3 protein-coding genes are annotated in these 26,489 nt (G+C 76.1%); all 3 read left to right on the top strand.

The genetic code is table 11. The features are described 5' to 3' along the window. Positions 1-14: 14 nt before the first annotated feature. The 3 genes from C9F11_RS05785 to C9F11_RS05775 are packed head-to-tail and all read left to right on the top strand — an operon-like array spanning position 15 to position 26,489. Positions 15-8,072 carry a non-ribosomal peptide synthetase gene (locus C9F11_RS05785; protein ID WP_138958226.1) on the top strand — a complete coding sequence of 2,686 codons (8,058 nt, stop codon included), beginning with the start codon at positions 15-17 and terminating at the stop codon, positions 8,070-8,072. Continuing rightward, positions 8,069-12,751 (top strand): non-ribosomal peptide synthetase, encoded by a 4,683-nt coding sequence (locus C9F11_RS05780; protein ID WP_138958225.1) that lies wholly within the window; start codon positions 8,069-8,071, stop codon positions 12,749-12,751. Before C9F11_RS05785 ends, C9F11_RS05780 begins: the two co-directional genes overlap by 4 nt. Positions 12,752-12,776: 25 nt before the next feature. Continuing rightward, positions 12,777-26,489, top strand: coding sequence for a non-ribosomal peptide synthetase (locus C9F11_RS05775; RefSeq protein ID WP_138958224.1), 13,713 nt, complete (start codon positions 12,777-12,779; stop codon positions 26,487-26,489).

The raw sequence follows: 26,489 nt of genomic DNA, 5'->3' as shown, positions 1-26,489 counted from the left end.
CAGAAGGGAGAGCGATGAGCAGCCAGGCGGATTCCACTCTGCCCCTGTCCGAGAGCCAAGAGGGAATTTGGCTGGCACAGCGCATCGACAGCACGCGCGGCCTCTACACCATCGGCCAGCACGTCGAGATCCTCGGCCCGCTCGACACCGGCGTGTTCGAGCACGCCCTGCGCCGGGCCGTGGCGGAGACGGAGATCCTCCGGGCCCGCTTCGTCGAGGACACCGGCGGCCGGGTGACCCAGCGGTTCGCGCCGACGCCCGAGTGGAGCCTGCCCACCGTCGACCTGACCGGCGCCGACCACCCGTGGCGCACCGCCGAGGCGTGGATGCGGGCCGAGCAGCACGCCATGGCGGCACACGGCGCGAACGGCCTGTTCGGCTACGCGCTGCTCACCCTCGGCCCCGACCGCCACCTGTGGTACCAGCGCTACGACCACCTCCTGATGGACGGCTTCGGCTGCTCCCTCATGGCGCGGCGCGTCGCCGAGCTCTACACGGCGGCGCTGGACGGCCGCGCCGCGCCGCCCCCGGGCCACGCCCCGCTGCGCGAACTGCTGCGGCAGCAGGACGCCTACCGCGCCTCCGCCGACCACCTCCGCGACCGCGCCTACTGGCACGACCGCTTCGCCGACCGGCCGCCGCTCACGGCGGTGCCCGGCCACGGGGCCGCCGCCCCCGGCACCGCCGCGCGCGCCACCGGCCACCTGCCGCCGCCCGCCGTACGGGCGCTGCGCGCCGCCGCGGCCGCCGCCGGGGTGAGCTGGCCCCGGCTCGTGGTCGCCGCCGTCGGCGCGTTCGGCTGCCGTCTGACGGGCGCCGACGAGGCCGTCCTCAGCCTGCCCGTCGCCGGACGCCTGACCGCCCAGGAACGGCGTACCCCGTGCACGACGGCCAACGTCCTGCCGTTCCGGATACCCGCGGCACCCGGCATGAGCCTCACGGAGCTGGCCCGCGAGGCGGCCCGCGAGGCCACGGGCCTGCTGCGCCACCAGCGGTACCGGGGCGAACGGCTGCGCCGCGAACTCGCCTGGCCGAGCGGCGGCCGCTGGCACTTCGGGCCGTTCGTCAACGTCCTGCCCCTCGGCGAGAACCTCCGCTTCGGCCCCTGCCGCGGCATCGCCCGCGACCTGTCCCACCGCCGCGTCGAGGAGCTGAGCGTCGTGGTCAGCGGCTGGTCCGACGACCAGGGCCTGGCCCTCTCCCTGGAGGCCGACGCCACGCGCTACGACCAGGACTGGGCGCGGGCGGGCCACCGGTCCCTGCTGCGCTTCCTGGAGCGCCTCGTCGCCGACCCGGCCGTGCCGACCGGCCGCGTCGACCTGGCGCCCGCCCCCGCCCGGCGCGGACGGGAGCCCGTGCGCCCCCGCCCGGTGCCGGACCTCATCGGCCGCCAGGCGGCCCGCCGCCCCGGCGCGGTGGCCCTCGTACACGGTGAACGGGCCGTGACGTACGGACAGTTGTGGCAGCGCTCCGAAGACGTGGCGCGTCGGCTCACCGGCGCGGGCGTGGGCCGCGGCGACCGGGTCGCGGTCGTGCTCGAACGCTCCCCGGACCTGGTGGCGGCGCTGCTCGGGGTGTGGCGCGCCGGGGCCGCGTACGTCCCCGTGGACGCCGGGCACCCGGCCGAGCGCGTGGCACGCGTCCTCGCCGACAGCGCCGCGTCCGCCGTGCTGTGCGCCGGACCGACGCGCGCCGCCGTGCCGGACGGCGACGCGCGGGTCCTGCTCCTCGACGGCCCGGCGGCCGCCGGGGGCGGCCTCGCGGACGAGGCGCGCGCCGACGACGTCGCGTACGTGATGTACACCTCCGGCTCGACGGGCGTGCCCAAGGGCGTGGCGGTGCCCCACCGCGCCGTGGCCGCGCTCGTCGCCGAGCCCGGCTGGGGCGTCGGCCCGGACGACGCGGTCCTGATGCACGCGCCGCACGCCTTCGACGCCTCGCTGTACGAGATGTGGGTGCCGCTGGTGTCCGGCGGCCGCGTGGTCGTCGCCGGGCCGGGGCCCGTCGACGCCGAGGCCCTGCGCCGGTACGTGGCCCGGGGCGTCACCGCGGCGCACCTGACCGCCGGTACGTTCCGCGTCCTGGCCGGTCAGGCGCCGGACTGCCTCACCGGTCTGCGGGAGGTCCTCACCGGCGGCGACGTGGTGCCCGCCGCGGCCGTCGAGCGGCTGCGCCGGGCCTGCCCGGACGTGACGGTCCGGCACATGTACGGGCCGACGGAGACGACCCTGTGCGCCACCTGGCACCACGTGCGGCCGGGCGAGGGCGTGGGCCCGGTGCTGCCCGTCGGCCGGGCCCTGCCCGAGCGGCGCGCCTTCGTCCTCGACGCGGCCCTGCGGCCCCTGGAGCCGGGCCTCGTGGGGGAGTTGTACCTGGCCGGGGCCGGTCTCGCGCGTGGCTACTGGGGGCAGCCCGCGATGACGGCGGAGCGGTTCGTGGCCTGCCCGTTCGAGCCCGGCGCGCGCATGTACCGCACCGGGGACCTGGTCCGCGCGCGGGACGACGGCGCGCTGGTCTTCGTCGGCCGGGCGGACGGCCAGGTCAAGATCCGCGGGTTCCGCGTCGAGCCGGCCGAGGTCGAGGCCGCGCTCGCCGCGCACCCGGCGGTGACGCAGGCGGTCGTCACGGCCCCCGAGGACACGCCCGGGGAGCGCCGCCTCATCGCGTACGTCGTGGCGGGCGACGCCAGGAGCGGGGGCGGAGGCGACGGCCTGGGCGGCGGGGGCGGAGACGGCGGGGGCGGCGGCCGCGGGGTGATCGACCCCGACGCCCTGCGCGCCCACGTCGCCTCGCTGCTGCCCGACCACATGGTCCCGGCGGCCGTCCTCGCCCTGGACGCGCTGCCGGTGACCCCGAACGGCAAGGTGGACCGGGCGGCGCTGCCCGCCCCCGACTTCGCCGCGAAGGTCACCGGGCGCGCGCCCCGCAACGCCGTCGAGGCGATCCTGTGCGACCTGTTCGCCGCCGTGCTGCGCCTGGAGCGGGTCGGCGCCGACGACAGCTTCTTCGGCCTCGGCGGCGACTCCATCATGGCGATGCAACTGGCCGCGCAGGCCCGGCGCGCCGGGGTGCGGTGCGGCGCCCAGGACGTCTTCGAGCACGACACGCCGGCGGGGCTCGCGGCCGTGGCGCGCTTCGAGGCAGGCGCCGGGGGCACGGCACGCGACACGCGCCCCGGCGGAGCGGCCGCCGAGGCCCCCGAGGCCCCCGAGGCCGCCGAAGGCTCCGAGCCCGCCGCGCCCCTCCTCGCCGACCTCACCCCCGGCGAACTGGCCCGGCTGCGCACCCGGTTGCCCGGCCTCACCGACGTCTGGCCGCTGTCACCGCTCCAGGAAGGCATGCTCTTCCACACCACCTTCGCCGCCGACGACGCGGGCCCGGACGTGTACGCGAGTCAGCGCGTCCTCGCCCTCGACGGGCCGCTGGACGTGGCCCGCCTGCGCGCGTCCTGGCGCACGCTCCTGGACCGGCACGCCGTGCTGCGCGCCGGCTTCCACCAGCGCGCGTCCGGCCAGCCGGTGCAGGTCATCGCCGGTGACGTACCGCTGCCCTGGCGCGAGAGCGATCTGTCGGGGCTCGCCGAGGAGGCGGCGTCGGCCGAGGCCGCCCGCCTCGCCGAGGCGGAGAGGTCCGCGCGCTTCGACCTCGCCTCGCCCCCGCTGCTGCGGCTGCTCCTGATCAGGCTCGGCCCGGACCGCCACCAGCAGGTCATCACCAGCCACCACACCCTCGTCGACGGCTGGTCCATGACGGTCGTCTTCAGGGAGCTCGCCGCGGTGTACGCCGCCGCGGGCGACGGCTCGGCCCTGCCCGCCCCGGTCCCGTACCGCGCCCATCTGGCGTGGCTGGCCCGGCAGGACGGCGAGGCGGCGCGCCGCGCCTGGCGCGCGGAGCTCGCGGACGCCGAAGGACCCACCCTCGTGGTGCCCGAGGAGTCGGTGCGGACGCCGGTCGTGCCCCGCCCGGTCACCTTCGAGCTGACCGACGAACTCACGCACGCCGTGGGCGTGTTGGCCCGCACCCACGGCGTCACCGTCAACACGGTCGTGCAGGGCGCCTGGGCGCTGGTCCTGGCCCGGCTCGTGGGCCGCGCCGACGTGGTGTTCGGCACGACCGTCGCGGGCCGCCACGCCGATCTGCCGGGCGTCGAGTCGTCCGTCGGCCCGTTCATCAACACCCTGCCCGTGCGTGTACGGCTCACGCCCGGGACCTCGGTCGCCGGTCTGCTGGCCGCGCTGCGGGAGCGGCACGTGGCGCTCATGCCCCACCAGCACACGGGACTTCAGGAGATCCGCAGGGCCGCGGGCGACGGCGCGGTCTTCGACACCCTCGTGGTCTTCGAGAACCTGCCCGAGCACCTTGCCGAGCCCGATCACCCCGCCGAGCCCGATCACCCCGCCGGGCCCGAGCACCCCGCCGGGCCCGCCCTGAGGATGCGGCCCGTCGGCGAGCCGCAGGACCGCGGCCACTACCCGCTCGCGCTGATCGTGGTGCCCGACCGCAGGCTGCGCGGCCACCTCGTGGGCCGCCCGGACGCCGTGCCGCACGCCCGCGTCGAGGAACTGGTGCGCTGGCTGACCCGCGTCCTGGAACAGTTCACCGCGGACCCCGGCCTGCCGGTGGGGCGCGTCGGCGTCCTCGGCCCCGCGGAGCGCTCCCTGGCCGTGGAGCAGGCCCTGGCGTCGGCCACGACCGACCCGCGCGCCGATCTGCTCGCCCCCGACGCCTTCACGCTGCGGGCCGCCGCGACCCCGGCGGCCGTGGCCGTCGAGTCCGGCCGCGGAACCGTGCGCTACGAGGAGCTGTCCGCGCGCGCGACCCGCCTCGCCCGCCACCTGAAGCGGCGCGGCGTCGGCGTGGAGACGCCGGTCGCCGTGTGCGCCGACCGCTCCGTCGAGCTGATCGTGGCGCTCCTCGCCGTGTCCCTCGCGGGCGGCGTCTACGTACCGGTCGACCCCGGCCACCCGCCCGCGCGCGTCCGCCTCGTCCTGGACGACGTCGCCCCGCCGGTCCTGCTGTGCACCCGCGCCACGCGCGCGGTCGTGCCGGACGGCTACCGGGGCCACGTCGTCGTCCTGGACGACCCGGCGACCGTCCTCGCCGTCGCCGCGCACGCCCCCGGCCCCCTCACCGGCGCGGAGCGCCCCGCCCTGGCGGCGGCCAACGCGGCGTACACGATCTACACGTCGGGCTCCACCGGCACCCCCAAGGGCGTCGTCGTGCCGCACGGCGCGCTGCGCAACCTCGTCGCCGACCACACGCGCCGCTACGCCATGGACGGGACGAGCCGCGTCCTGCAACTCGTCTCGCCCAGCTTCGACGTGTCGATCGCGGACATCTGGCCCGCCCTGTGCGCGGGCGGCCGCCTCGTCCTCGCCCCGCCCGCACGGCGCCACGCGACCGGCGAGGAACTCGTCCGGCTGCTGCGCGCGAGCCGCGTCACGCACGTCGCCATGACCCCCACGCTGCTCGCCCAACTGCCCCCGGGCCACCTGCCGGACCTGCGGGTCCTCATCATCGGCGGCGAGTCCGCGCCCGACGGCGTACGCCGCAGGTGGACGGCGCGCGGCCGCGACGTCCACAGCGAGTACGGCGTCACCGAAGCCGCCGTCACCTCCACGGTCAGCCGCCCGCTGCGCGCCGACGACCCGCCGACGACGGGCCGCCCCGTCGCCAACACGGCCGCGTACGTCCTCGACTGCTTCCTCCAGCCGGTGGGCCCCGGCACCGTGGGCGAGCTGTACGTCGCGGGCGCCGGGCTCGCGCGCGGCTATCTGCGCCGCGCCCGCCTGACCGCCGAGCGGTTCGTGGCCTGCCCGTTCGCCCCCGGCGCCCGGATGTACCGCACCGGCGACCTGGTCCGCCGCACCCCCGCGGGACACCTGGTGTACGAGGGCCGCGCCGACGCCCAGGTGAAGGTGCGCGGCTTCCGCGTGGAGCTCGGCGAGATCGAGGCGGCCCTCGCCGCGCACCCCGGCGTCGGCCGCGCGGTGGTGGGCCTGACCGCGCACGGGCCCCGGGAGCGGCGCCTCGTCGGCTACGTCACGGCCGACCCCGACCGGGGCCGGGGCCTGGACGGCGAGGCGGTGCGCGCGCACGCCGCCGAGGTGCTGCCCGCCCACATGGTGCCCGCCGCCGTGCTCGCCCTGGACGCGCTGCCGGTGACCCCCAACGGCAAGGTGGACCGGGCGGCCCTGCCCGTGCCCGACTTCGCCGGGCGCGTCGCGGGCCGGGCCCCGGCGACCGCGGCCGAGGAGACCCTCTGCGCCCTGATCGCCGAGGTCCTCGGCCTGGACCGGGTCGGCGCCGACGACCACTTCTTCCGCCTCGGCGGCGACTCCATCACCTCGATGCAGCTGGTCAGCCGGGCCCGCGCGGCCGGGGTCGCGTTCACCTCGCAGGACGTCTTCGAGCGGCCGACGGCGGCGGACCTCGCCCGCGTCGCCCGGCTCGGCACCGGCGCGGAGCCCGCCTGGGACATCGGGGTCGGCGACGTACCGTGGACGCCCGTCATGCGGGCCCTGGGGCAGCGGGTGACCGGCGGCGCGTTCGCCCAGTGGGTCCTCGTCGGCGCCCCGGCGGGGCTCGGCGCGGACACGCTCGTCGCGGGCGTGCGCGCCCTGCTCGACACCCACGACATGCTCCGCGCCCACACCGTCGGGCCGGGCCCCGAACCGCGCCTCGTCGTCCGGGACAAGGGGGCGGTGTCCGCCGCGGACCTCGTCACCGCGGTGGACGCGACCGACGTGGCCGACGGCCGCCTCGACACGGCGGCGCGCGACGCCGCCCGCGACGCGGTGGGGCGCCTCGACCCGGCCCGCGGCGTCATGCTCCAGGCCGTGTGGCTGGACGCCGGGCCGGGCCGCGTGGGCCGACTCGCCCTCGCCGTGCACCACTTGGCGGTGGACGGCGTCTCCTGGCGCGTCCTCGTCCCCGACCTGCGGTCCGCCTGCGAGAGCGCGGCCGCGGGCCACGAGCCGTCCCTGGAACCCGCCGGTACGTCCTTCCGCCGCTGGGCCAGCCTGCTGGCGGGGCAGGCCAGCGAGCCGGAGCGCACCGCCGAACTCGAAGGCTGGGCCGCCGTGGTGGCCCACGCCGAGCCGCCTCTCGGCCGCCGGGCCCTCGACCCGCGCAGGGACACCGCGGCCACGGCGCGCCGCACCACGTGGACGGTGCCCGCGCGGCACACCCGCACGCTGGTCACCAAGGCTCCGGCGCTGTTCCACTGCGGCGTGCACGAGGTGCTCCTCGCCACCCTGGCGGGCGCCGTGGCCCGCACCCGCCGCGACGACGACAGCCCCGCGGGCACCGTCCTCATCGACATCGAGGGCCACGGCCGCCAGCCCGTGGGCGGCGCCGACCTGCTGCGCACGGTGGGCTGGTTCACCAGCGTCCACCCGGTCCGCGTCGACCTCACCGGAGTCGACCTCCACGACGCCCTCGCCGCGGGGCCCGCCGTCGGCGCGCTGGTGAAGACGGTCAAGGAGCAGGCCCGCGCGGTGCCGGGCGACGGCCTCGGCTACGGCCTGCTGCGCCACCTCGGCCGGGAGACCGGGCCCATCCTCGCCGCCCTGCCCCGGCCGCAGATCGGCTTCAACTACCTGGGCCGCTTCGCGACGGGCACGCCCGGCGGGCCCGTCGCCCCCTGGGACCTCGCCGGGGACACGGCGATCGGCGGTTCGGCGGCCCCCGACCTGCCCGCGGCCCACGTCGTCGAGGCCGCCGCCGCCCTGCGGGACACGCCCGGCGGCGCCGAGCTGACGCTCACGCTCGGCTGGCCCTCCGCCGTCCTGGCCGCCGCGGACGCGGAGCGCCTCGGGCGGACGTGGCTCGACCTGCTCGCGGCCCTCGCCGCCCACACCGCGGACCCGACGGCGGGCGGGCACACCCCCTCCGACTTCCCGCTCCTCGACCTCGCACAGGACGAGGTCGAGGAGTTCGAGGCGATCGCCGCCCAGCTCGCCGGGCCACCGCACCCACCGGGGCCGCCGCCGGGCCCGCCGGACCCCCGCACCGCACGGCTCGCAGGACGCGAAGGACTTGAGGGACTCGAAGGAGGACGGTCGTTGTGAAGGCTCCCACCGCCGGTCAGGAATCCACCGCCGAAGGGTCCGGACCCCAGGGGTCCGCCGCCCGGGGGGCCGCCGCCGGGGGACCCGCGGCCCAGGGGTCCGCCCTCGCGGAGGTCTGGCCGCTCTCCCCGCTCCAGGAAGGCCTGCTGTTCCACGCGGACTTCGACGGCCAGGGCCCCGACGTGTACACCGTCCAGTCCGTCCTGTCCGTCGACGGCCCGCTGGACGCGGCCCGGCTGCGGTCCTCCTGGCAGGCCCTCCTGTCCCGGCACGCGGTCCTGCGGACGAGCTTCCACCGCCGCGCGTCCGGCGAGGCCGTCCAACTGGTCATGCGGGAGGTGACGCTGCCGTGGGCCGAGGCCGACCTCTCCGCGCTGCCCGAAGCCGCCGCCCGCGCGGAACGCGACCGCCTCACGGAGAGCGAGCGCGCCCGGCGCATCGACCCGGCCGCGGCCCCGCTGCTGCGCCTGCTCCTGATCCGCGGCGGCGAGCGCCACCACCACCTCGTCCTGACGAGCCATCACATCCTGCTCGACGGCTGGTCCCTGCCGGTCCTCCTCGACGAGCTCGCCACGGTCTACGCCGCCGGGGGCGACGCCTCGGGCCTGCCGCCGGTCACCTCCTACCGCGAGTACCTCGCCTGGCTCGCCCGGCAGGACAAGGAGGCCGCGCGGGCCGCGTGGCGCGCGGAGCTCGCCGGGGCCGGGGAACCCACCCTGGTCGCGGGGCCCGCGGCCGGAGCCCCCGGTGACGCCGCGCCCGTCCGGGCGTCCGTCCGGCTCTCCGCCGCCGCCTCCGCCGCGCTCACCGGCCTGGCCCGCAGCCACGGCCTCACCCTCAACACGGTGGTGCAGGGCGCCTGGGCGCTGGTCCTGGCGCGCCTGGCCGGGCGCACGGACGTGGTGTTCGGCGCCACCGTGGCCGGGCGGCCGCCGGAGCTGCCGGGCGCGGAGTCGATGGTGGGCCTGTTCATCAACACCCTCCCGGTCCGCGTCCGCCTCGACGCCACGCTGCCGGTCGCCCGCATGCTCACCGAACTCCAGGAACGCCAGACCGCCTTGATGGCCCATCAGCATCTGGGGCTCGCCGACATCCAGGCGGCCGCCGGGCCCGGCGCGGCCTTCGACACCCTCCTCGTCCACGAGAACTACCCCCGCGTCACCGGCGACGCGCCCCGCCCCGACGCCCCGGCCCTCACCGTGGCGGAGTCCCGCCAGGCCACCCACTACCCCCTGTCCGTCGGCGTGGTCCCCGGCGACCGCGTCCGCGTCGACGTCACCCACCAGCCCGGCCCGGTCGACCCGGACGTCGGCGAGGGCCTGACCGGTGTCGTCGCGCGCGTCCTGGAACAGATCGCCGCCGACCCGTCCGTGCCGGTGGGCCGCGTCGGCGTCCTCACCGGACCCGAGCGCGGCCTCGTCCTGGAGGGCTGGGGCGCCACGGAGGGCGAGACGCCGGACGCGCTCGTGCCCGAGCTGATCGCGCAACGGGCCGCCGGGACACCGCAGGCCCCGGCCGTCGTCGACGGCGAACGGACCCTGACGTACGGACGGCTGTGGCGCGACTCCGGCCGTCTCGCCGCGTACCTCGCCGACGGCGGGGTGCGCCGGGGCGACCGCGTGGCCGTGCTGATGGAGCGGTCCGCCGACGTCGTGGTCGCCCTCCTCGCCGTCTGGCGCACGGGCGCTGCCTATGTGCCGGTGGACACGTCGACGCCGGTGGAGCGCGTGGCACGGGTCCTCGTGGACTGCGCGCCCCGGGCGGTGCTCTGCACCCGGGCGACGCGCGGCGCGCTACCGGAGACCGGGGCGCGCGTCGTGGCCCTCGACGAGCCCGGCACCGCGCGGGAGGTGGCCGCGTACGAGGACGGCCCGCGCACCCGGCCGGGCGCCGCCGACGCGGCGTACCTGATGTACACGTCCGGCTCGACGGGCGTGCCCAAGGGCGTGGCCGTCCCGCACGGCAGCGCGGCGGCCCTCATCGCCGAGCGGCGCTGGCGGATCGGCCCGGACGACGCGGTCCTGATGCACGCGCCGCACGCCTTCGACGTGTCGCTGTACGAGATCTGGGTGCCCCTGGTGTCCGGCGGCCGCGTGGTCGTCGCCGCACCGGGCCCCGTGGACGCCGCACGCGTCCGTGCCTGCGCGGCCGCCGGGGTCACGGCCCTGCATCTGACGGCCGGGTCCTTCCGGGTCCTCGCGGGTGAGGCGCCCGACTGTTTCACCGGCCTGCGCGAGGTCCTCACCGGCGGTGACGTGGTGCCCGCCGCGTCCGTGGCCCGGGTCCGCGAGGCCTGCCCCGGCCTGGCCGTGCGCCATCTGTACGGCCCGACGGAGACGACCCTGTGCGCCACCTGGCGGTCCTGGCGACCGGGCGAGCCGGTCGGGCCCGTCCTGCCCATCGGCCGCCCCCTGCCCTGCCGGCAGGCGTACGTCCTCGACGCGTTCCTGCTGCCGGTGCCGCCGGGTGTGGCGGGCGAGCTGTACGTGGCGGGTGAGGGACTCGCCCAGGGCTACTGGGGGCAGCCCGCGCTCACGGCGGAGCGGTTCGTGGCCTGCCCCTACGTGCCGGGCGGGCGCATGTACCGCACCGGGGACCTGGTCCGCTGGACCGCCGACGGCACCCTGGTCTTCGTGGGGCGCGCGGACGCGCAGGTCAAGATCCGCGGGTTCCGGGTGGAGCCGGGCGACGTGGAGTCGGCCCTCGCGGCGCACCCCGCCGTGGCCCAGGCCGTGGTCACGGCTCCGGAGACGGGACCGGGCGAGCGCCGCCTGATCGGCTATGTCGTCGCCGACGGGCAGTCCCTGGACGGCGCTTCGGCCCGGGAGTACGTGGCGAAGGTCCTCCCCGACTACATGGTCCCTGCCGCGGTGCTGGTCCTGGACGCCCTGCCGGTGACGCGGAACGGCAAGGTGGACCGTGCGGCGCTGCCCTCGCCGGACTTCGCGGGCCGGGTCACCGAACGCGAACCGGGCACGGAGGCCGAAGAGGTCATGTGCGGGCTGTTCGCCGAGGTCCTGGGGCTTGACCGCGTCGGCGTCGAGGACAGCTTCTTCGAGCTGGGCGGCGACTCCATCATGTCGATGCAACTCGCCGCCCGCGCCCGCCGCCTGCGGCTCGACTTCACCTCCCAGGACGTCTTCGAGTACGAGACCCCGGCCGGACTCGCCGCCCTGGCCGCCCGCACGGCCGAACGGGCCCAGGTGGCCGACGACGGCGTGGGCGAGGTGCCTTGGACGCCGGTGATGCGGGAGTTGGGGCGCTGGGCGGCGGACCCGGGGCTGGCGCAGTGGACGGTGGTGGGTGCCCCGCCGGGCCTTGGTCTCGATGTCCTGGCGGCCGGTCTCGATGTCGTCCTGGACACGCACGACATGCTGCGGGCGCGGGTGGCCGAGGACTTCACCCTGGTCGTGCCGGAGGCGGGTTCGGTGGACGCGACCGCTCTGGTCACCCGCGTGGACGGGACGGGCGGCGACCTGGACGAGATCGCGGATGGGGCGGCCCGGGAGGCGGTGGGGCGTCTGGACCCGGCGGCGGGTGTGATGGTCCAGGCGGTGTGGGTGGACGCGGGGCCGGACCTGGTGGGCCGACTCGCTCTTGTTGCCCACCACTTGGTGGTCGACGGCGTGTCCTGGCGCCTCCTCCAGCCGGACCTCCACGCCGCCTGCGAGGCCGTCGCCTCCGTACGGGAACCTCAAGTGGAGACGGTAGAACGTTCTTTCCAGAGCTGGGCTCGATTCCTCGTCGAGCAGGCACACCAGGACCACCGCGTCGCCGAGCTGGACGCGTGGACCACCGTGCTCGGCGCCGGGGCGCCGCCACTCGGCGACCGGGCCCTCGACCCGGCGCGCGACACCGTGGCGACCCTGGTCCACCGGACCTGGACGGTGCCGCCGGAGCAGGCGCGCACCCTGGTGGGCGCGGCCCCGGCCGCCTTCCACTGCGGGGTGGACGAGGTGCTGCTCGCGGGCCTCGCGGGCGCGGTCGCGCACCACCGTCCGGAGGCCGCGGGCGGGCTCGTCGTCGACGTGGAGAGGCACGGACGCGAACCCCTCGACGGCACCGAACCCACCCGCACCGTCGGCTGGTTCACCAGCACGCACCCGGTCCGCCTCGACCTGTCCGCGCTCGACGTCGCCGAGGCCCGCGCCGGAGGCCCGGCGACGGGCCTGCTCCTCAAGACCGTCAAGGAGCAGGTCCGCGCCGTGCCGGGCGACGGGCTCGGCCACGGCCTCCTGCGCCACCTCAACCCCGACACGGCACCCACTCTCGCCGCCCTGCCGCACCCCCAGATCGGCTTCACCTACTTGGGCCGGTTCGCGGCGGACGGCGGCACGCGGGGGGTCGTCGCCCCCTGGGCCGCCGCCGGGCGGACGGCGCTCGGCGGCTCGGCTCCCCCCGGGATGCCCGCCCGGCACGCCCTGGACGCGCGCGCCGTCGTCCGCGACACCCCCGAAGGGCCGGAGCTGACCCTCACCCTGAGCCGGCCCGGCGGCCTCCTCGACGACACGGCCGCCGACGGCATCGGCCGGGCCTGGCTCGACCAGCTCACCGCCCTGGCCGTCCACACCGCGGACCCCGCGGCGGGCGGCCACACGTCCTCCGACTTCCCGCTCGTCGACCTGGGCCAGGACGAGGTCGACGAACTGGAGGCCGGGCCGCACGACGACACGTTCTGACCAGCCGCGTCCGAGGAGAGAAGCGATGACCCGATCCCGTGTCGAGGACGTGTGGCCCCTGTCGCCGCTCCAGGAGGGGCTGCTCTTCCACGCGGCCCTCGACGACCAGGGGGCCGACGTCTACCAGGGGCAGCGCCTGCTCGACCTGACAGGACCGGTGGACGCGGCCCGGCTCCGCACGGCGTGGCAGACCCTCCTGGCCCGCCACCCGGCCCTGCGCGCGGGCTTCCGGCGGCGCAGGTCCGGCGGGGCGGTCCAGGTCGTCGCCAGGGACGTCACCCTGCCCTGGCGCGAGGCCGACCTCTCCGGCCTTCCCGACGGCGATGCCGCGGCCGCCATGGACGACCTGGCCGGTGCGGAGCGGGCCGAGCGGTTCGACCTCACGGCACCGCCGCTCCTGCGGCTGCTCCTGATCCGCCTCGGCGAGACGCGGCACCGCCTGGTGCTCACCAGCCACCACGTCCTCATGGACGGCTGGTCCCTGCCCGTGCTCCTGCGCGAGCTGAAGGCGCTGTACGCGGCCCACGGCGACCCGGGCGCCCTGCCCGCACCCGTCTCGTACCGGGACTACCTCGTCTGGCTCGCCCGCCAGGACAAGGAAGCGGCACGGGCCGCCTGGCGGCTCGACCTCGCGGGCGCGGACGAGCCGACCCTCGTCGCACCGGCCGACCCGGGCCGCGCGCCCGGCACCCCGGAGATCCTCACCCGGGACGTGCCGACGCACCTCGCCCGAGCGGTGACGGCGTTCGCCCGCCGCCACGCCCTCACGGTCAACACCGTGGTGCAGGGCGCCTGGGCCCTCGTCCTCGCCCGGCTCGCCGGACGCACGGACGTGGTGTTCGGCGCCACCGTTGCGGGACGCCCCGCGGACCTCCCGGGCGTGGAGTCGATGGTGGGCCTGTTCATCAACACCGTCCCCGTCCGCGTCCGCCTCGACGCCGGGCAGCCGGTCGCGCGCATGCTGACCGAACTCCAGGAGCGCCAGACGGCCCTGCTGGCCCACCACCACCTCGGCCTCTCCGACATCAAGGAACTCGCGGGCCCCGGAGCGACCTTCGACACGCTCGTCGTCTACGAGAGCTATCCGCGCACCCCCGCCGAGACGCCCGCCCCCGACACCTTCTCCCTGCGGGTCGTCGCGGGTGAGGAGACCGCCCACTACCCCTTCACCCTCGTCGTGGCACCCGGCACCCCCATGCGCTGCAAGCTCGACCACCGCCCCGACCTGTACGCCCGCGACACGGCCGAATCGGTCCTCACCTGGCTGTTCCACGTACTGACACAGATCGCGGCCGACCCCGCGGCACCGGTGGGCCGGATAGGCGTACTCGACGAGAAGGAGCGAGCGGCCCTCGTCGAGGAACGGAGCACGACGCCGGGCGAGGCCCCGGAGGGCCTGGTGCCTGAGCTGGTGGCGGGCAGGGTGGCGTCGGCGCCGGACGCGGTGGCGCTGCACGGGGCCGATCGGTCGGTGTCGTACGGGGAGTTGTGGGCGGAGTCGGGCCGGTTGGCGGCGTACCTCGCGCGTCGTGGCGTGGGGCGTGGTGACCGTGTCGCGGTGGTGTTGGAGCGGTCGGTCGACGTGGTGGTGGCGTTGCTGGGGGTGTGGCGGGCCGGGGCGGCGTATGTCCCGGTGGACGCGTCGGCTCCGGTGGAGCGGGTGGGCTTGGTGCTGGGGGACTGTGCTCCGGCGGCGGTGCTCTGCACCCGGGCGACACGGGACAGGGTGACCGATGCGGGCGCACGCCGGGTGGTCCTTGACGAACCCGCCACAGCACAGGAATTGGAGAGGTGCGACGGCGCCTCCGGGAGCGTCCGGGTAGCTCCTGGTGACGTGGCGTACGTGATTTACACGTCGGGTTCGACGGGTGTGCCGAAGGGTGTGGCGGTGCCGCACGGGAGTGTGGCTTCGCTGGTGGCGGAGCGGGCCTGGGGGGTGGGTCCGGGTGACTCGGTGTTGATGCATGCTCCGCATGCGTTTGATGTGTCGTTGTATGAGGTGTGGGTGCCGTTGGTGTCGGGTGGGCGGGTGGTGGTGGCCGGGCCGGGGCCGGTGGATGCCGGGCGGGTAAGGGAGTTCGTTGATGCCGGGGTGACGGCGCTGCATCTGACGGCGGGGTCGTTCCGGGTTCTGGCGGGTGAGGCGCCGGACTGTTTCGCGGGTTTGCGGGAGGTCCTCACGGGTGGTGATGTGGTGCCTGCCGCGTCGGTGGCGCGGGTGCGGGAGGCCTGCCCTGACCTGGCCGTGCGGCACATGTACGGTCCGACGGAGGCGACCCTGTGTGCCACCTGGCGCAGCTGGGATCCGGGCGAGCCGGTGGGCTCGGTGCTGCCCATCGGGCGCCCGCTGCCCGGACGGCGTGCGTACGTTCTCGACGCGTATCTCCAGCCGGTGCCACCGGATGTGGCGGGCGAGCTGTATCTGGCGGGCGAGGGGCTGGCGCGGGGGTATGAGGGGCAGCCGGGGTTGACGGCGGAGCGGTTCGTGGCCTGCCCGTATGTGCCGGGTGGGCAGATGTACCGCACCGGGGACCTGGTGCGGTGGTCCGCCGAAGGTGAACTCGTCTTCGTCGGGCGCGCGGATGCGCAGGTGAAGGTTCGTGGGTATCGGGTGGAGCTGGGTGAGGTGGAGGCGGCGCTGGCAGCGCACCCGGGCGTGGCCCAGGCCGTGGTCACGGCCTCGGAGACAGGCCCGGGGGAGCGGCGTCTGGTCGGTTACGTGGTGCCCAACGGGCAGGCCCTGGAGGGTGGTTCCGTACGGGAGTACGTGGCGAAGGTCCTCCCGGAGTACATGGTTCCCGCTGTGGTGATGGTGCTGGACGTGCTGCCGGTGACGCGGAACGGCAAGGTGGACCGTGCGGCGCTGCCTTCGCCGGACTTCGCGGGCCGGGTGACCGAACGTGAACCCGCTACGGAGGCGGAGAAGGCCCTCTGTGTGCTGTTCGCCGAGGTTCTGGGGCTTGAGCGGGTCGGCGTGGAGGACAGCTTCTTCGAGCTGGGCGGCGACTCCATCATGTCGATGCAGCTGGTCGCCCGGGCCCGCCGCGCCGGACTCGTCCTCAAGGTCCAGGACGTGTTCGAGTGCGAGTCCCCGGCGGGGCTCGCTGCCGCTGCGGGAGCCACGGGCGAGGGAACGGCCGTACCGGGCGACGGCGTGGGCGAGGTGCCTTGGACGCCGGTGATGCGGGAGTTGGGGCGCTGGGCGGCGGACCCGGGGCTGGCGCAGTGGACGGTGGTGGGTGCCCCGCCGGGCCTTGGTCTCGATGTCCTGGCGGCCGGTCTCGATGTCGTCCTGGACACGCACGACATGCTGCGGGCGCGGGTGGCCGAGGACTTCACCCTGGTCGTGCCGGAGGCGGGTTCGGTGGACGCGACCGCTCTGGTCACCCGCGTGGACGGGACGGGCGGCGACCTGGACGAGATCGCGGACCAGGCGGCCCGGGAGGCGGTGGGGCGTCTGGACCCGGCGGCGGGTGTGATGGTCCAGGCGGTGTGGGTGGACGCGGGACCGGACCTGGTCGGCCGACTCGCGCTCGTAGCCCACCACTTGGTGGTCGACGGCGTGTCCTGGCGCCTCCTCCAGCCGGACCTCCGTGCCGCCTGCGAGGCGCTGGCCGCCGGTCGGGAGCCGGAGCTCGAACCCGTGGGCACGTCGTTCCGGAGCTGGGCCCGCCTGCTCGCCGAACGCGTACCCACAGCCGAACTCGACGCCTGGATGCGGCACGTTGCGGTGCCGGAAACCACGCCGGCCGCCCGCGAGGTGAACCCGCAGCGGGACACGGCGGCCACGATGACGCACCAGACCTGGACGGTCACAGGCGACACGGCCGTCCACCTGGTGAGCAGGGCACCTGCCGCCTTCCACTGCGGTGTGCGGGAGGTGCTCCTTGCCGGGCTCGCGGGCGCGGTGGCGCGACACCGGCCGTCGGCGGCCGACGGGCTGCTGATCGACATCGAGGGCCACGGCCGTGAACCCCTGGAGGGGGTCGAACTCACCCGCACAGTCGGGTGGTTCACCAGCTCGCACCCCATCCGCGTCGAGCTGGGCGGCGTCGACCTGGACGAGGCCCTGACCGGTGGCCCGGCGGCGGGTGCGCTGCTGAAGACGGTGAAGGAGCAGTCCCGGACCCTCCCGGGTGACGGGCTCGGTTACGGCCTGCTGCGGCACCTCGACCCCGCGACGGCCGAAGCCCTCGCCGCCCTGCCCCGCGCCCGGGTCGGCTTCAACTACCTCGGCCGCTTCACCACCGACGGCGACGGCGAAGCCGCCTGGCAGCTCACCGGAGCCATCGGCGGCACGATCCCCCCGGACACCCCCGCCCTCCACGCCCTGGAAGCGAGCGCCACCGTCCAGGACACCAGGGACGGCCCGACGGTCACCGTCACCCTCGGCTGGCCGACGAACGTCCTGGACGCACGGGCGGCGGAGGACCTGGGCCGGGCCTGGTGCGCACTGCTCGGCGGGATCGCCGCACACACCGGCCGCCCCGGGGCCGGTGGGCACACGCCTTCAGACTTCCCGCTCCTCGACCTCACGCAGCGGGCCGTCGCGGAACTCGAAGAGCAGGCCCAGGAGTTGGCGGACATCTGGCCGCTGTCACCGCTCCAGGAAGGGATGCTCTTCCACGCCGCGTACGACGACGAGGGGCCCGACGTCTACCAGACGCAGCGGCTGCTCGCCCTCGAAGGCCCCTTGGACGCGGGGCGCCTGCGCGCGTCGTGGGAGGCGCTGCTCGCCCGGCACGCCGTGCTGCGGGCGGGCTTCCACCGGCCGACGTCGGGTGAGGCCGTACAGGTCGTCGAGCGGACCGTCGAACTGCCCTGGCGCGAGGCCGACGTGTCCGGGCTTCCTGAGGCCGAGGCGTCGGCTGCCGCGGACCGGCTCGCGGCCGATGAGCTGGACCGCAGGTTCGACCTGTCGCGGCCGCCGTTGCTCCGGCTGCTGCTGGTCCGCCTCGGCGAGAACCGCCACCGCCTCGCTCTCACCTGCCACCACATCCTCCTGGACGGCTGGTCGATGCCGGTCGTCCTCCATGAGGTGTCCGCCCTGTACGCGGCCGCCGCCGACGCCTCGGGCCTCGCGCGGGCGACCTCCTACCGGGCCTATCTGACCTGGCTCGCCGGGCAGGACGGGGCGGCGGCGCATGCCGCCTGGGACGCGGAGTTCACGGGCGCCGAGGGCCCGACGCTGGTGGCCCCCGCCGACCCCGGCCGGTCCCCGGTGACGCCCGAGGTGGTCTCGGCGGAGCTGTCCCTGGAACGGACCGGGCAACTGAACGCGTGGGCGCGTACCGCGGGCCTCACCGTGAACACGGTGGCCCAAGGCGCGTGGGCCCTGGTCCTGGCCCGGCTCGCCGGGCGCACGGACGTGGTGTTCGGCGGCACGGTCGCCGGGCGCCCGCCGGAGCTGCCGGGCGTGGAGTCGATGGTGGGCCTGTTCATCAACACCCTCCCGGTCCGCGTCCGCCTCGACGCCGGGCAGCCGGTCGTCGACATGCTCCGCACGCTCCAGGAACACCAGTCGGTCCTCACGGCGCACCAGCACGTGGGCCTGCGGGACATCAGGGAACTGGCGGGCTCCGGCGCGGTGTTCGACACGATGCTGATGTTCGAGAACTACCCGCGCGGCTCGGTCGCCCTCACCGGCCCCGGCCGGGGCGCCGCCGACGTCACGATCGAGCGGCTCAACACGGTGGCCGGCACCCACTACCCGCTCGCCGTCGGTGTCGTCCCCACCGAGCCGCTGCGGGTCGTGGTGACCTACCGGCCGGACCTGTTCGACCGGAGCCGGGCCACCTCGATCGCGGAGCGCGTCGTACGGGTCCTTGAGCAGCTGATCGCCACTCCCTCCGCCCCGGTCGCCCGCGTGGACGTCCTCACCGCGTCCGAGTACGGCCTCGTCCTGGAGGAGTGGGGTACGGCGCCGGGCGAGGGCCCGCAGGCTCTGGTGCCCGAGCTGGTGGCGGGCAGGGTGACGTCGGCGCCGGACGCCGTGGCGCTGCACGGGGTTGATCGCTCCTTGTCGTATGGGGAGTTGTGGGTGGAGTCGGGTCGTTTGGCGGCGTACCTCGCGCGTGTGGGTGTGCGGTGCGGTGACCGGGTGGCCGTGGTGTTGGAGCGGTCGGTCGATGTGGTGGTGGCGTTGTTGGGGGTGTGGCGTGCGGGGGCGGCGTATGTCCCGGTGGACGCGTCGGCTCCGGTGGAGCGGGTGGGCTTGGTGCTGGGCGACTGTGCTCCGGCGGCGGTGCTCTGCACCCGGGCGACACGCGAAGCGGTGCCGGAGGTCGATGCCCGTGTCGTGGTCCTCGACGACCCTTCCACCGCAAGCCAGTTGGCGGCCGAGCGCGAGGTCCCGACGGGCACTCAGGTGTGCCCTGACGATGTGGCGTACGTGATGTACACGTCGGGTTCGACGGGTGTGCCCAAGGGTGTGGCGGTGCCGCACGGGAGTGTGGCTTCGCTGGTGGCGGAGCGGGCTTGGGGGGTGGGACCGGATGATGCGGTCCTGATGCATGCTCCGCATGCGTTCGATGTGTCGTTGTATGAGGTGTGGGTGCCGTTGGTGTCGGGTGGGCGGGTGGTGGTGGCCGGGGCGGGGCCGGTGGATGCCGGGCGGGTAAGGGAGTTCGTGGCCGCTGGGGTGACGGCGTTGCATCTGACGGCGGGTTCCTTCAGGGTTCTCGCGGGTGAGGCACCGGACTGTTTCGCGGGTCTGCGGGAGGTCCTCACGGGTGGTGATGTGGTGCCCGCCGCGTCGGTGGCGCGGGTGCGGGAGGCCTGCCCCGGTCTGGCCGTGCGGCACATGTACGGTCCGACGGAGGCGACCCTGTGTGCTACCTGGCGGAGCTGGGGGCCGGGGGAGTCGGTGGGTTCGGTGCTGCCCATCGGGCGCCCGCTGCCCGGACGGAAGGCATACGTCCTGGACGCTTTCCTGCGCCCGGTGCCGCCCGAGACGGACGGCGAGTTGTATGTGGCGGGCGAGGGGCTGGCGCGGGGGTATGAGGGGCAGCCGGGGCTGACGGCGGAGCGGTTCGTGGCCTGCCCGTACGTGCCGGGTGGGCAGATGTACCGCACCGGGGACCTGGTGCGGTGGTCCGCCGAAGGTGAACTCGTCTTCGTCGGGCGCGCGGATGCGCAGGTGAAGGTTCGTGGGTATCGGGTGGAGCTGGGCGAGGTGGAGGCGGCGCTGGCAGCGCACCCGGGTGTGACCCAGGCCGTGGTCACGGCCTCGGAGACAGGCCCGGGGGAGCGGCGTCTGGTCGGTTACGTGGTGCCCAACGGGCAGGCCCTGGAGGGTGGTTCCGTACGGGAGTACGTGGCGAAGGTCCTCCCGGAGTACATGGTTCCTGCCGCGGTGCTGGTGCTGGACGTGCTGCCGGTGACGCGGAACGGCAAGGTGGACCGTGCGGCGCTGCCTTCGCCGGACTTCGCGGGCCGGGTGACCGAACGTGAACCCGCTACGGAGGCGGAGAAGGCCCTCTGTGTGCTGTTCGCCGAGGTTCTGGGGCTTGAGCGGGTCGGCGTGGAGGACAGCTTCTTCGAGCTGGGCGGCGACTCCATCATGTCGATGCAGCTGGTCGCCCGGGCCCGCCGCGCCGGACTCGTCCTCAAGGCGCAGGACGTCTTCGAGCACGAGACACCGGCCGGGCTCGCGGCGACGGCGGAGTCCGCGACCGGCGGCACACCTGCCGCAGGGGACGGGGTGGGCGAGGTCCCGTTCACGGCCGCGATGCGGGAGTTGGGGCGCTGGGCGGCCGACCCGGAGTTCGCGCAGTGGACGGTGGTGGGCGCCCCGCCCGGCCTCGGCCTCGACGTCCTGGCCGCCGGTCTGGGCGTCGTCCTGGACACGCACGACATGCTCCGGGCCCGGGTGGTCGACGACGTCACCCTGATCGTGCCGGAGACGGGCTCCGTCGACGCGACCGCCCTGGTCACCCGCGTGGAAGCGAGCGGCAGCCCACTCGAAGAGACCGCCGCCCAGGCGGCCCGGGAGGCGGTGGGGCGCCTCGACCCGGCGGCGGGCGTGATGGCCCAGGCCGTGTGGGTGGACGCCGGGCCGGACGCGGTCGGCCGGCTCGTCCTCGTCGTGCACCACCTGGTCGCGGACGGCGTGTCCTGGCGCGTCCTGCTGCCGGACCTCCGTACCGCCTGCGAGGCTCTCGCGGCCGCACGGGAGCCGGAGCTCGAACCCGTGGGCACGTCGTTCCGGAGCTGGGCCCGCCTGCTCGCCGAACGCGTACCCACAGCCGAACTCGACGCCTGGGCGCGGCACGTCGACGTACCCGAGAACCCGTTGAGCGAACGGGAGTTGGACCCCGCGCTGGACACGGCCGCGAGCATGCGGCGGGAGTCGTGGACCGTGCCGGAGCCGTACGCGCGCACCCTTCTGGACGAGACGCCGACGGCCTTCCACTGTGGTGTGCGGGAGGTGCTGCTCGCCGGGCTCGCGGGCGCGGTGGCGCGGCACCGGCCGTCGGCGGCCGACGGATTGCTGATCGACGTCGAGGGTCACGGCCGTGAACCCCTGGAAGGGGTGGACCTCTCGCGGACGGTGGGGTGGTTCACCAGCTCGCACCCCATCCGTGTCGAGCTGGGCGGCGTCGACCTGGACGAGGCCCTGGCCGGTGGCCCGGCGGCGGGTGCGCTGCTGAAGACGGTGAAGGAGCAGTCCCGGACCCTCCCGGGCGACGGGCTCGGCTACGGCCTGCTGCGGCACCTCGACCCCGTCACGGCCGAAGCCCTCGCCGCCCTGCCCCGCGCCCGGATCGGCTTCAACTACCTCGGCCGCTTCACCACCGGCGGCGACGGCGAAGGCCCCTGGCGGCTCACCGGAGCCATCGGCGGCGCGGCGGCCCCGGGCATGCCCGCCCTGCACGCGCTCGAAGCGGCCGTCGCCGTGCGGGACGGCGAAGAGGGGCCCGCGCTGACCCTCACGCTCAGCTGGCCGGAGCGGCTCCTCGACGAAGAGGCCGTCCACGGCATCGCCCGGACCTGGTGCGCACTGCTCGGCGGGATCGCCGCACACACCGGCCGCCCCGGCGCCGGTGGGCACACGCCCTCCGACTTCCCGCTGCTCGCCCTCGACCAGCACGCCGTGGCCGAACTGGAGTCGCGCGTACCGCAGTTGGTGGACGTCTGGCCGCTGTCGCCGCTCCAGGAAGGGCTGCTGTTCCACGCGGCGTACGACGCGCAGGGGCCGGACCTGTACGAAGGGCGGCGCGTCCTCGCCCTGGACGGGCCCCTCGACGTGGCGCGGCTGAAGGCGTCCTGGCGGGCCCTGTGCGAGCGGCATCCAATCCTGCGCGCGAGCTTCCACGAGACGGCGTCGGGGCAGGCCGTCCAGGTCATCGCCCCGGACGTCGAACTGCCCTGGCGCGAGGTCGACTTGAGCACGCTCGGCGCCGACGGGGCGCGGGCCGCCCTCGACCGCCTCGTCGACGAGGAGCGGGAGCGGCGCCTCGACGTGACCACGGCCCCGCTGCTGCGGCTCACCCTGGCCAAGCTCGGCGAGAACCGGCACGCGCAGATCGTCACCAACCACCACATCGTCACGGACGGCTGGTCCCTGCCCGTGCTCATCGGCGAGATGTCCGCGCTCTACCGGGCGGGCGGCGACGCGCGGGACCTGCCCCCGGCCACCTCCTTCCGCGCGTACCTGGCCTGGCTCGGGCGGCAGGACAAGGAGGCGGCGCGGACGGCCTGGCGGGAGGAGTTCGCGGACACGGACGGGCCGACGCTCGTGGCGCCCGAGGACGTCACGCGGGAACCCGTCGTGCCCGCCCGCGTACCGTTCGAGCTGACCGAGGAGCTCACTGCCGCGGTGACCGACCTCGCGCGCACCCGGGGCGTCACGGTGAACACCGTGGTGCAGACCGCCTGGGCCCTGCTCGTCGCACGCCTCACGGGCCGCACGGACGTGGTGTTCGGCGCGACCGCCGCGGGCCGCCCCGCCGAACTGCCACGCGTGGAATCCATGGTCGGCCTGTTCCTCAACACGCTTCCGGTGCGCGTGCGGCTCGACGGCGGGCAGCCTGTCGCCGCCCTGCTCGCGGACCTCCAGCGGCGGCAGGTGGCCCTCATGGCCCACCAGCACGTCGGCATGCCCGAGATCCGCCGCCTCGCGGGTCCCGGCGCCGCCTTCGACGCGCTGCTCGTGTACGAGAGCTATCCGCGGCCCGTGCTCGCGGAGCCCTCGCCCGACACGCTGACCATCCGGCCCGGCGGCACACCGGAGGACACCGGCCACTACCCGCTGACGCTGATCGCCGTGCCCGGGGAGCGGCTGCACGGCGAACTCATCCACCGGCCCGACGTGTTCACACGCGCCTGGGCCGAGGAGCTGACCGCGTCCCTCGCCCACGTCCTCACCCAGCTGACGGCGGACCCGGACGCCCCCGTGGCGCGCGTCAGGGCGCTGAGCGCCGCACGGCACGAACAGGTCGTGCGCGCCTGGAACCAGGACCGCGCCACCGTCGACGCGGCGCCACTGCCCGAGCTGTTCCGGCGCCGCGCGGAGCGCTCGCCCGACGCCGTGGCCCTGGCGTGCCGCGCGCCGGACGGGGCCGAACAGGAGCTGACGTACGCGCGCCTCGCGGACCGGGCCGGACGCCTGGCCCGCCACCTCAGGGACGCCGGAGTGCGGCCGGAGACGCGCGTCGCCGTGCTCGTGCCGCGCTCGGCCGCGATGGTGGAGGCCGTGCTCGCCGTGACCATGGCGGGCGGCGCCTTCGTACCCGTCGACCCCGGCCACCCGGCGCACCGCGTCGCGTACGTGCTGCGCGACGCCGGGCCCGCCGTGCTGCTGTGCACCGCCCGGACCGCGGCGGCGGTGCCCGACGGCTTCCCGGGACACGTCGTCGTCCTGGACGAACCGGCCGTCGCGGCCGCCGTGGCCCGGCAGCAGGGCGGCCCCCCGCACGACGTGCCCCTGGCCCCGGCCAACGCCGCGTACGTCATCTACACCTCCGGCTCGACGGGCAGGCCCAAAGGCGTCGTCGTCACCCACGGCGGCCTCGCGCACCTGGCGCGGGCCCAGATCGAACGGTTCGCGGTACGGCCGGACGCGCGCGTGCTCCAGTTCGCCTCGCTCGGCTTCGACGCGGCGGTGTCCGAGCTGTGCATGGCCCTGCTGTCCGGCGCCACGCTCGTCGTGCCCGGCGCCGACGAGCTGCCGCCGCACGTCACGCTCACGGACGCGCTGCGGCGGTGGCGCGCCACCCACGTCACCGTCCCGCCCGGCGTCCTCGCCACGGAGGACGAACTGCCCCCGGACCTGACGACGCTGGTGGTGGCCGGGGAGGCCTGCCCCGCCGCCCTCGTCGACCGCTGGTCGGCCGGGCGGCGCATGGTGAACGCCTACGGGCCCACCGAGGTGACCGTGTGCGCCGCCATGAGCGAACCCCTCGCGCCCGGCGCCGCCACCGTGCCCATCGGCCGCCCCCTGACGAACGCACGCGTGTACGTCCTGGGCGCCTTCCTCCAGCCGCTGCCGCCGGGCACGGCCGGGGAACTGTACGTCGCGGGCCCCGGACTCGCCCGCGGCTACGGCGGCCGGGCCGCGCCGACCGCCGAACGCTTCGTGGCCTGCCCGTTCGAGCCCGGCGCACGCATGTACCGCACCGGGGACCTGGCACGCTGGACCGAACAGGGCGAACTCGTCTTCGCCGGGCGCGCGGACGCCCAGGTCAAGGTGCGCGGCCACCGCGTCGAGCCGGGCGAGGTCGAAGCCGCCCTCACCGCCCACCCCGACGTCGCCCAAGCCGCCGTCGTGGCGCGCGAGGACCGGCCGGGGGAGCGGCGCCTGATCGCGTACGTCGTGGCGCGGCGGACGGATCCCGGAGCGGCCGCGCCGCCCGGAAACAGCGAACTGGCCGCAGCCCTGCGGGACTTCGCCGCCGAGCGGCTTCCCGGCCCCATGCTGCCCGCCGCCTACGTGCCGCTCGCCGAGCTGCCGCTCACCGCGAACGGCAAGCTCGACCGGGCCGCGCTGCCCGCCCCCGACGTCGCGGGCCCGGCCACGGGACGCGCGCCGCGCACCCCCGCCGAGACCGTCCTGTGCGCCCTGTACGCCGACGTCCTCGGCCTGCGCCGGGTCGGCGCCGACGACAGCTTCTTCGCCCTCGGCGGCGACTCGATCTCCTCGATGCAGCTGGCGTCCCGCGCCCGGCGCGCCGGACTCGTGCTCACCCCGCGCCAGGTCTTCGAGGAGAAGACGCCCGAACGCCTCGCGGCCGTGGCCGGGACCACCGCGCCCGACGGGCCCGACGCCGAGGACGTCGCCGTCGGCGAGGTGCCCTGGACGCCGGTGGCACGGGAGCTGGGGGAGCACGCCCTGCGCCCCGGGTTCGCGCAGTGGGCCGCCGTCGCCGCCCCGCCGGGGCTCGGCCGGGACGTCCTGGCCGCCGGGGTCGCCGCGCTCCTGCGCACCCACCACATGCTGCGGGCCCGCGTGGCCGAAGGGCCCCGGCTCGTCGTCGGCGCCGCGGACACGGTGACCGCCGACGACCTGGTGCGCCGCGTCGACGCGCGGGACGCCGCCACCGGGGAGTTCGACGAACTCGCCGGACGCGCCGCACGTGACGCCGTCGGGCGCCTCGACCCGGCGGCGGGCACCCTGCTCCAGGCGGTGTGGCTGGACGCCGGGCCCGAGCGGACCGGCCGGGTCGTCCTCGCCGTGCACCACCTCGCTGTGGACGGCGTGTCCTGGCGGATCCTCCTGCCGGACCTCGCCCAGGCCTGCCGGGCCGCGGCGGCCGGAGACGAACCCGCGCTCGACCCGCCCGGCACCTCGTTCCGGCGCTGGGCGCGCCTCCTCGCCGAACGCGCCGCCGCACCGGACCGCGTCGCCGAACTGGCCGGGTGGGCCGCCCTCCTGGACACCGGCGAACCGCTCCTGGGAGAGCGCGCCCTGGACCCGGCCCGGGACACCGCCGCGACCGTGCGGCGCACCACGTGGACCGTGCCCGCCGCACAGGCGGCCACCCTCGCGGGCACCACGCCGGCGCTGTTCCACTGCGGGGTGCACGAGGTGCTGCTCGCCACCCTCGCGGGCGCCGTCGCGCGGACGCGGCCGCACGCCGCCGCCCTCCTCCTCGACGTCGAGGGCCACGGCCGCGAGCCCGTCGACGGCGTCGACCTGTCCCGCACCGTCGGCTGGTTCACCAGCGCCCACCCCGTACGCCTCGACGTGCGCGGCGTCGACCTGGACGGCGCGCGGGCCGGAGGCCCGGCGAGCGGCGCCCTCCTGAAGCAGGTCAAGGAGCAGGCGCGGGCCGTCCCCGGCGACGGCCTGGGCCACGGACTGCTGCGCCACCTCAACCCCGCGACGGCGGACGCCCTCGCCGCCCTGCCCCGCCCGCAGATCGGCTTCAACTACCTCGGACGCTTCCCGGCAGGACCCCGCACAGGACCGCCCGTGCCCTGGCAGCCGACCGGGAACATCGGCGGCGGCGCCGACCCGGACATGCCGTCCACCCACGCCCTGGAGGCGGGCGCGGTCATCGTGGACACTGCTGACGGACCCGAACTCACCCTGTCCCTCAGCTGGCCGCGCGGCGCGCTCGCCGAGGCCACCGGACAGCGGATCGGCCAGGCCTGGCTCGACCTGCTCGCGGGCCTCGCCACCCACACCACCGCCCCCGCCGCCGGGGGCCACACCCCGTCCGACTTCCCCCTCCTGGACCTCGCGCAGCACCAGATCGAGGAACTCGAAGCCGGGCTCACCGACGACCAGCCCTGA

Source organism: Streptomyces sp. YIM 121038 (assembly GCF_006088715.1).
Classification (GTDB): domain Bacteria; phylum Actinomycetota; class Actinomycetes; order Streptomycetales; family Streptomycetaceae; genus Streptomyces.
The sequence above is the reverse complement of the archived record's forward strand: the minus strand, read 5'-3'. Positions and strand labels throughout refer to the sequence as shown.

Bases quoted from the DNA above. Each gene is read 5' to 3' on its own strand.
- C9F11_RS05785 (WP_138958226.1), top strand. From the start codon at position 15: ATGAGCAGCCAGGCGGATTCCACTCTGCCCCTGTCCGAGAGCCAAGAG.
- C9F11_RS05775 (WP_138958224.1), top strand. From the start codon at position 12,777: ATGACCCGATCCCGTGTCGAGGACGTGTGGCCCCTGTCGCCGCTCCAG.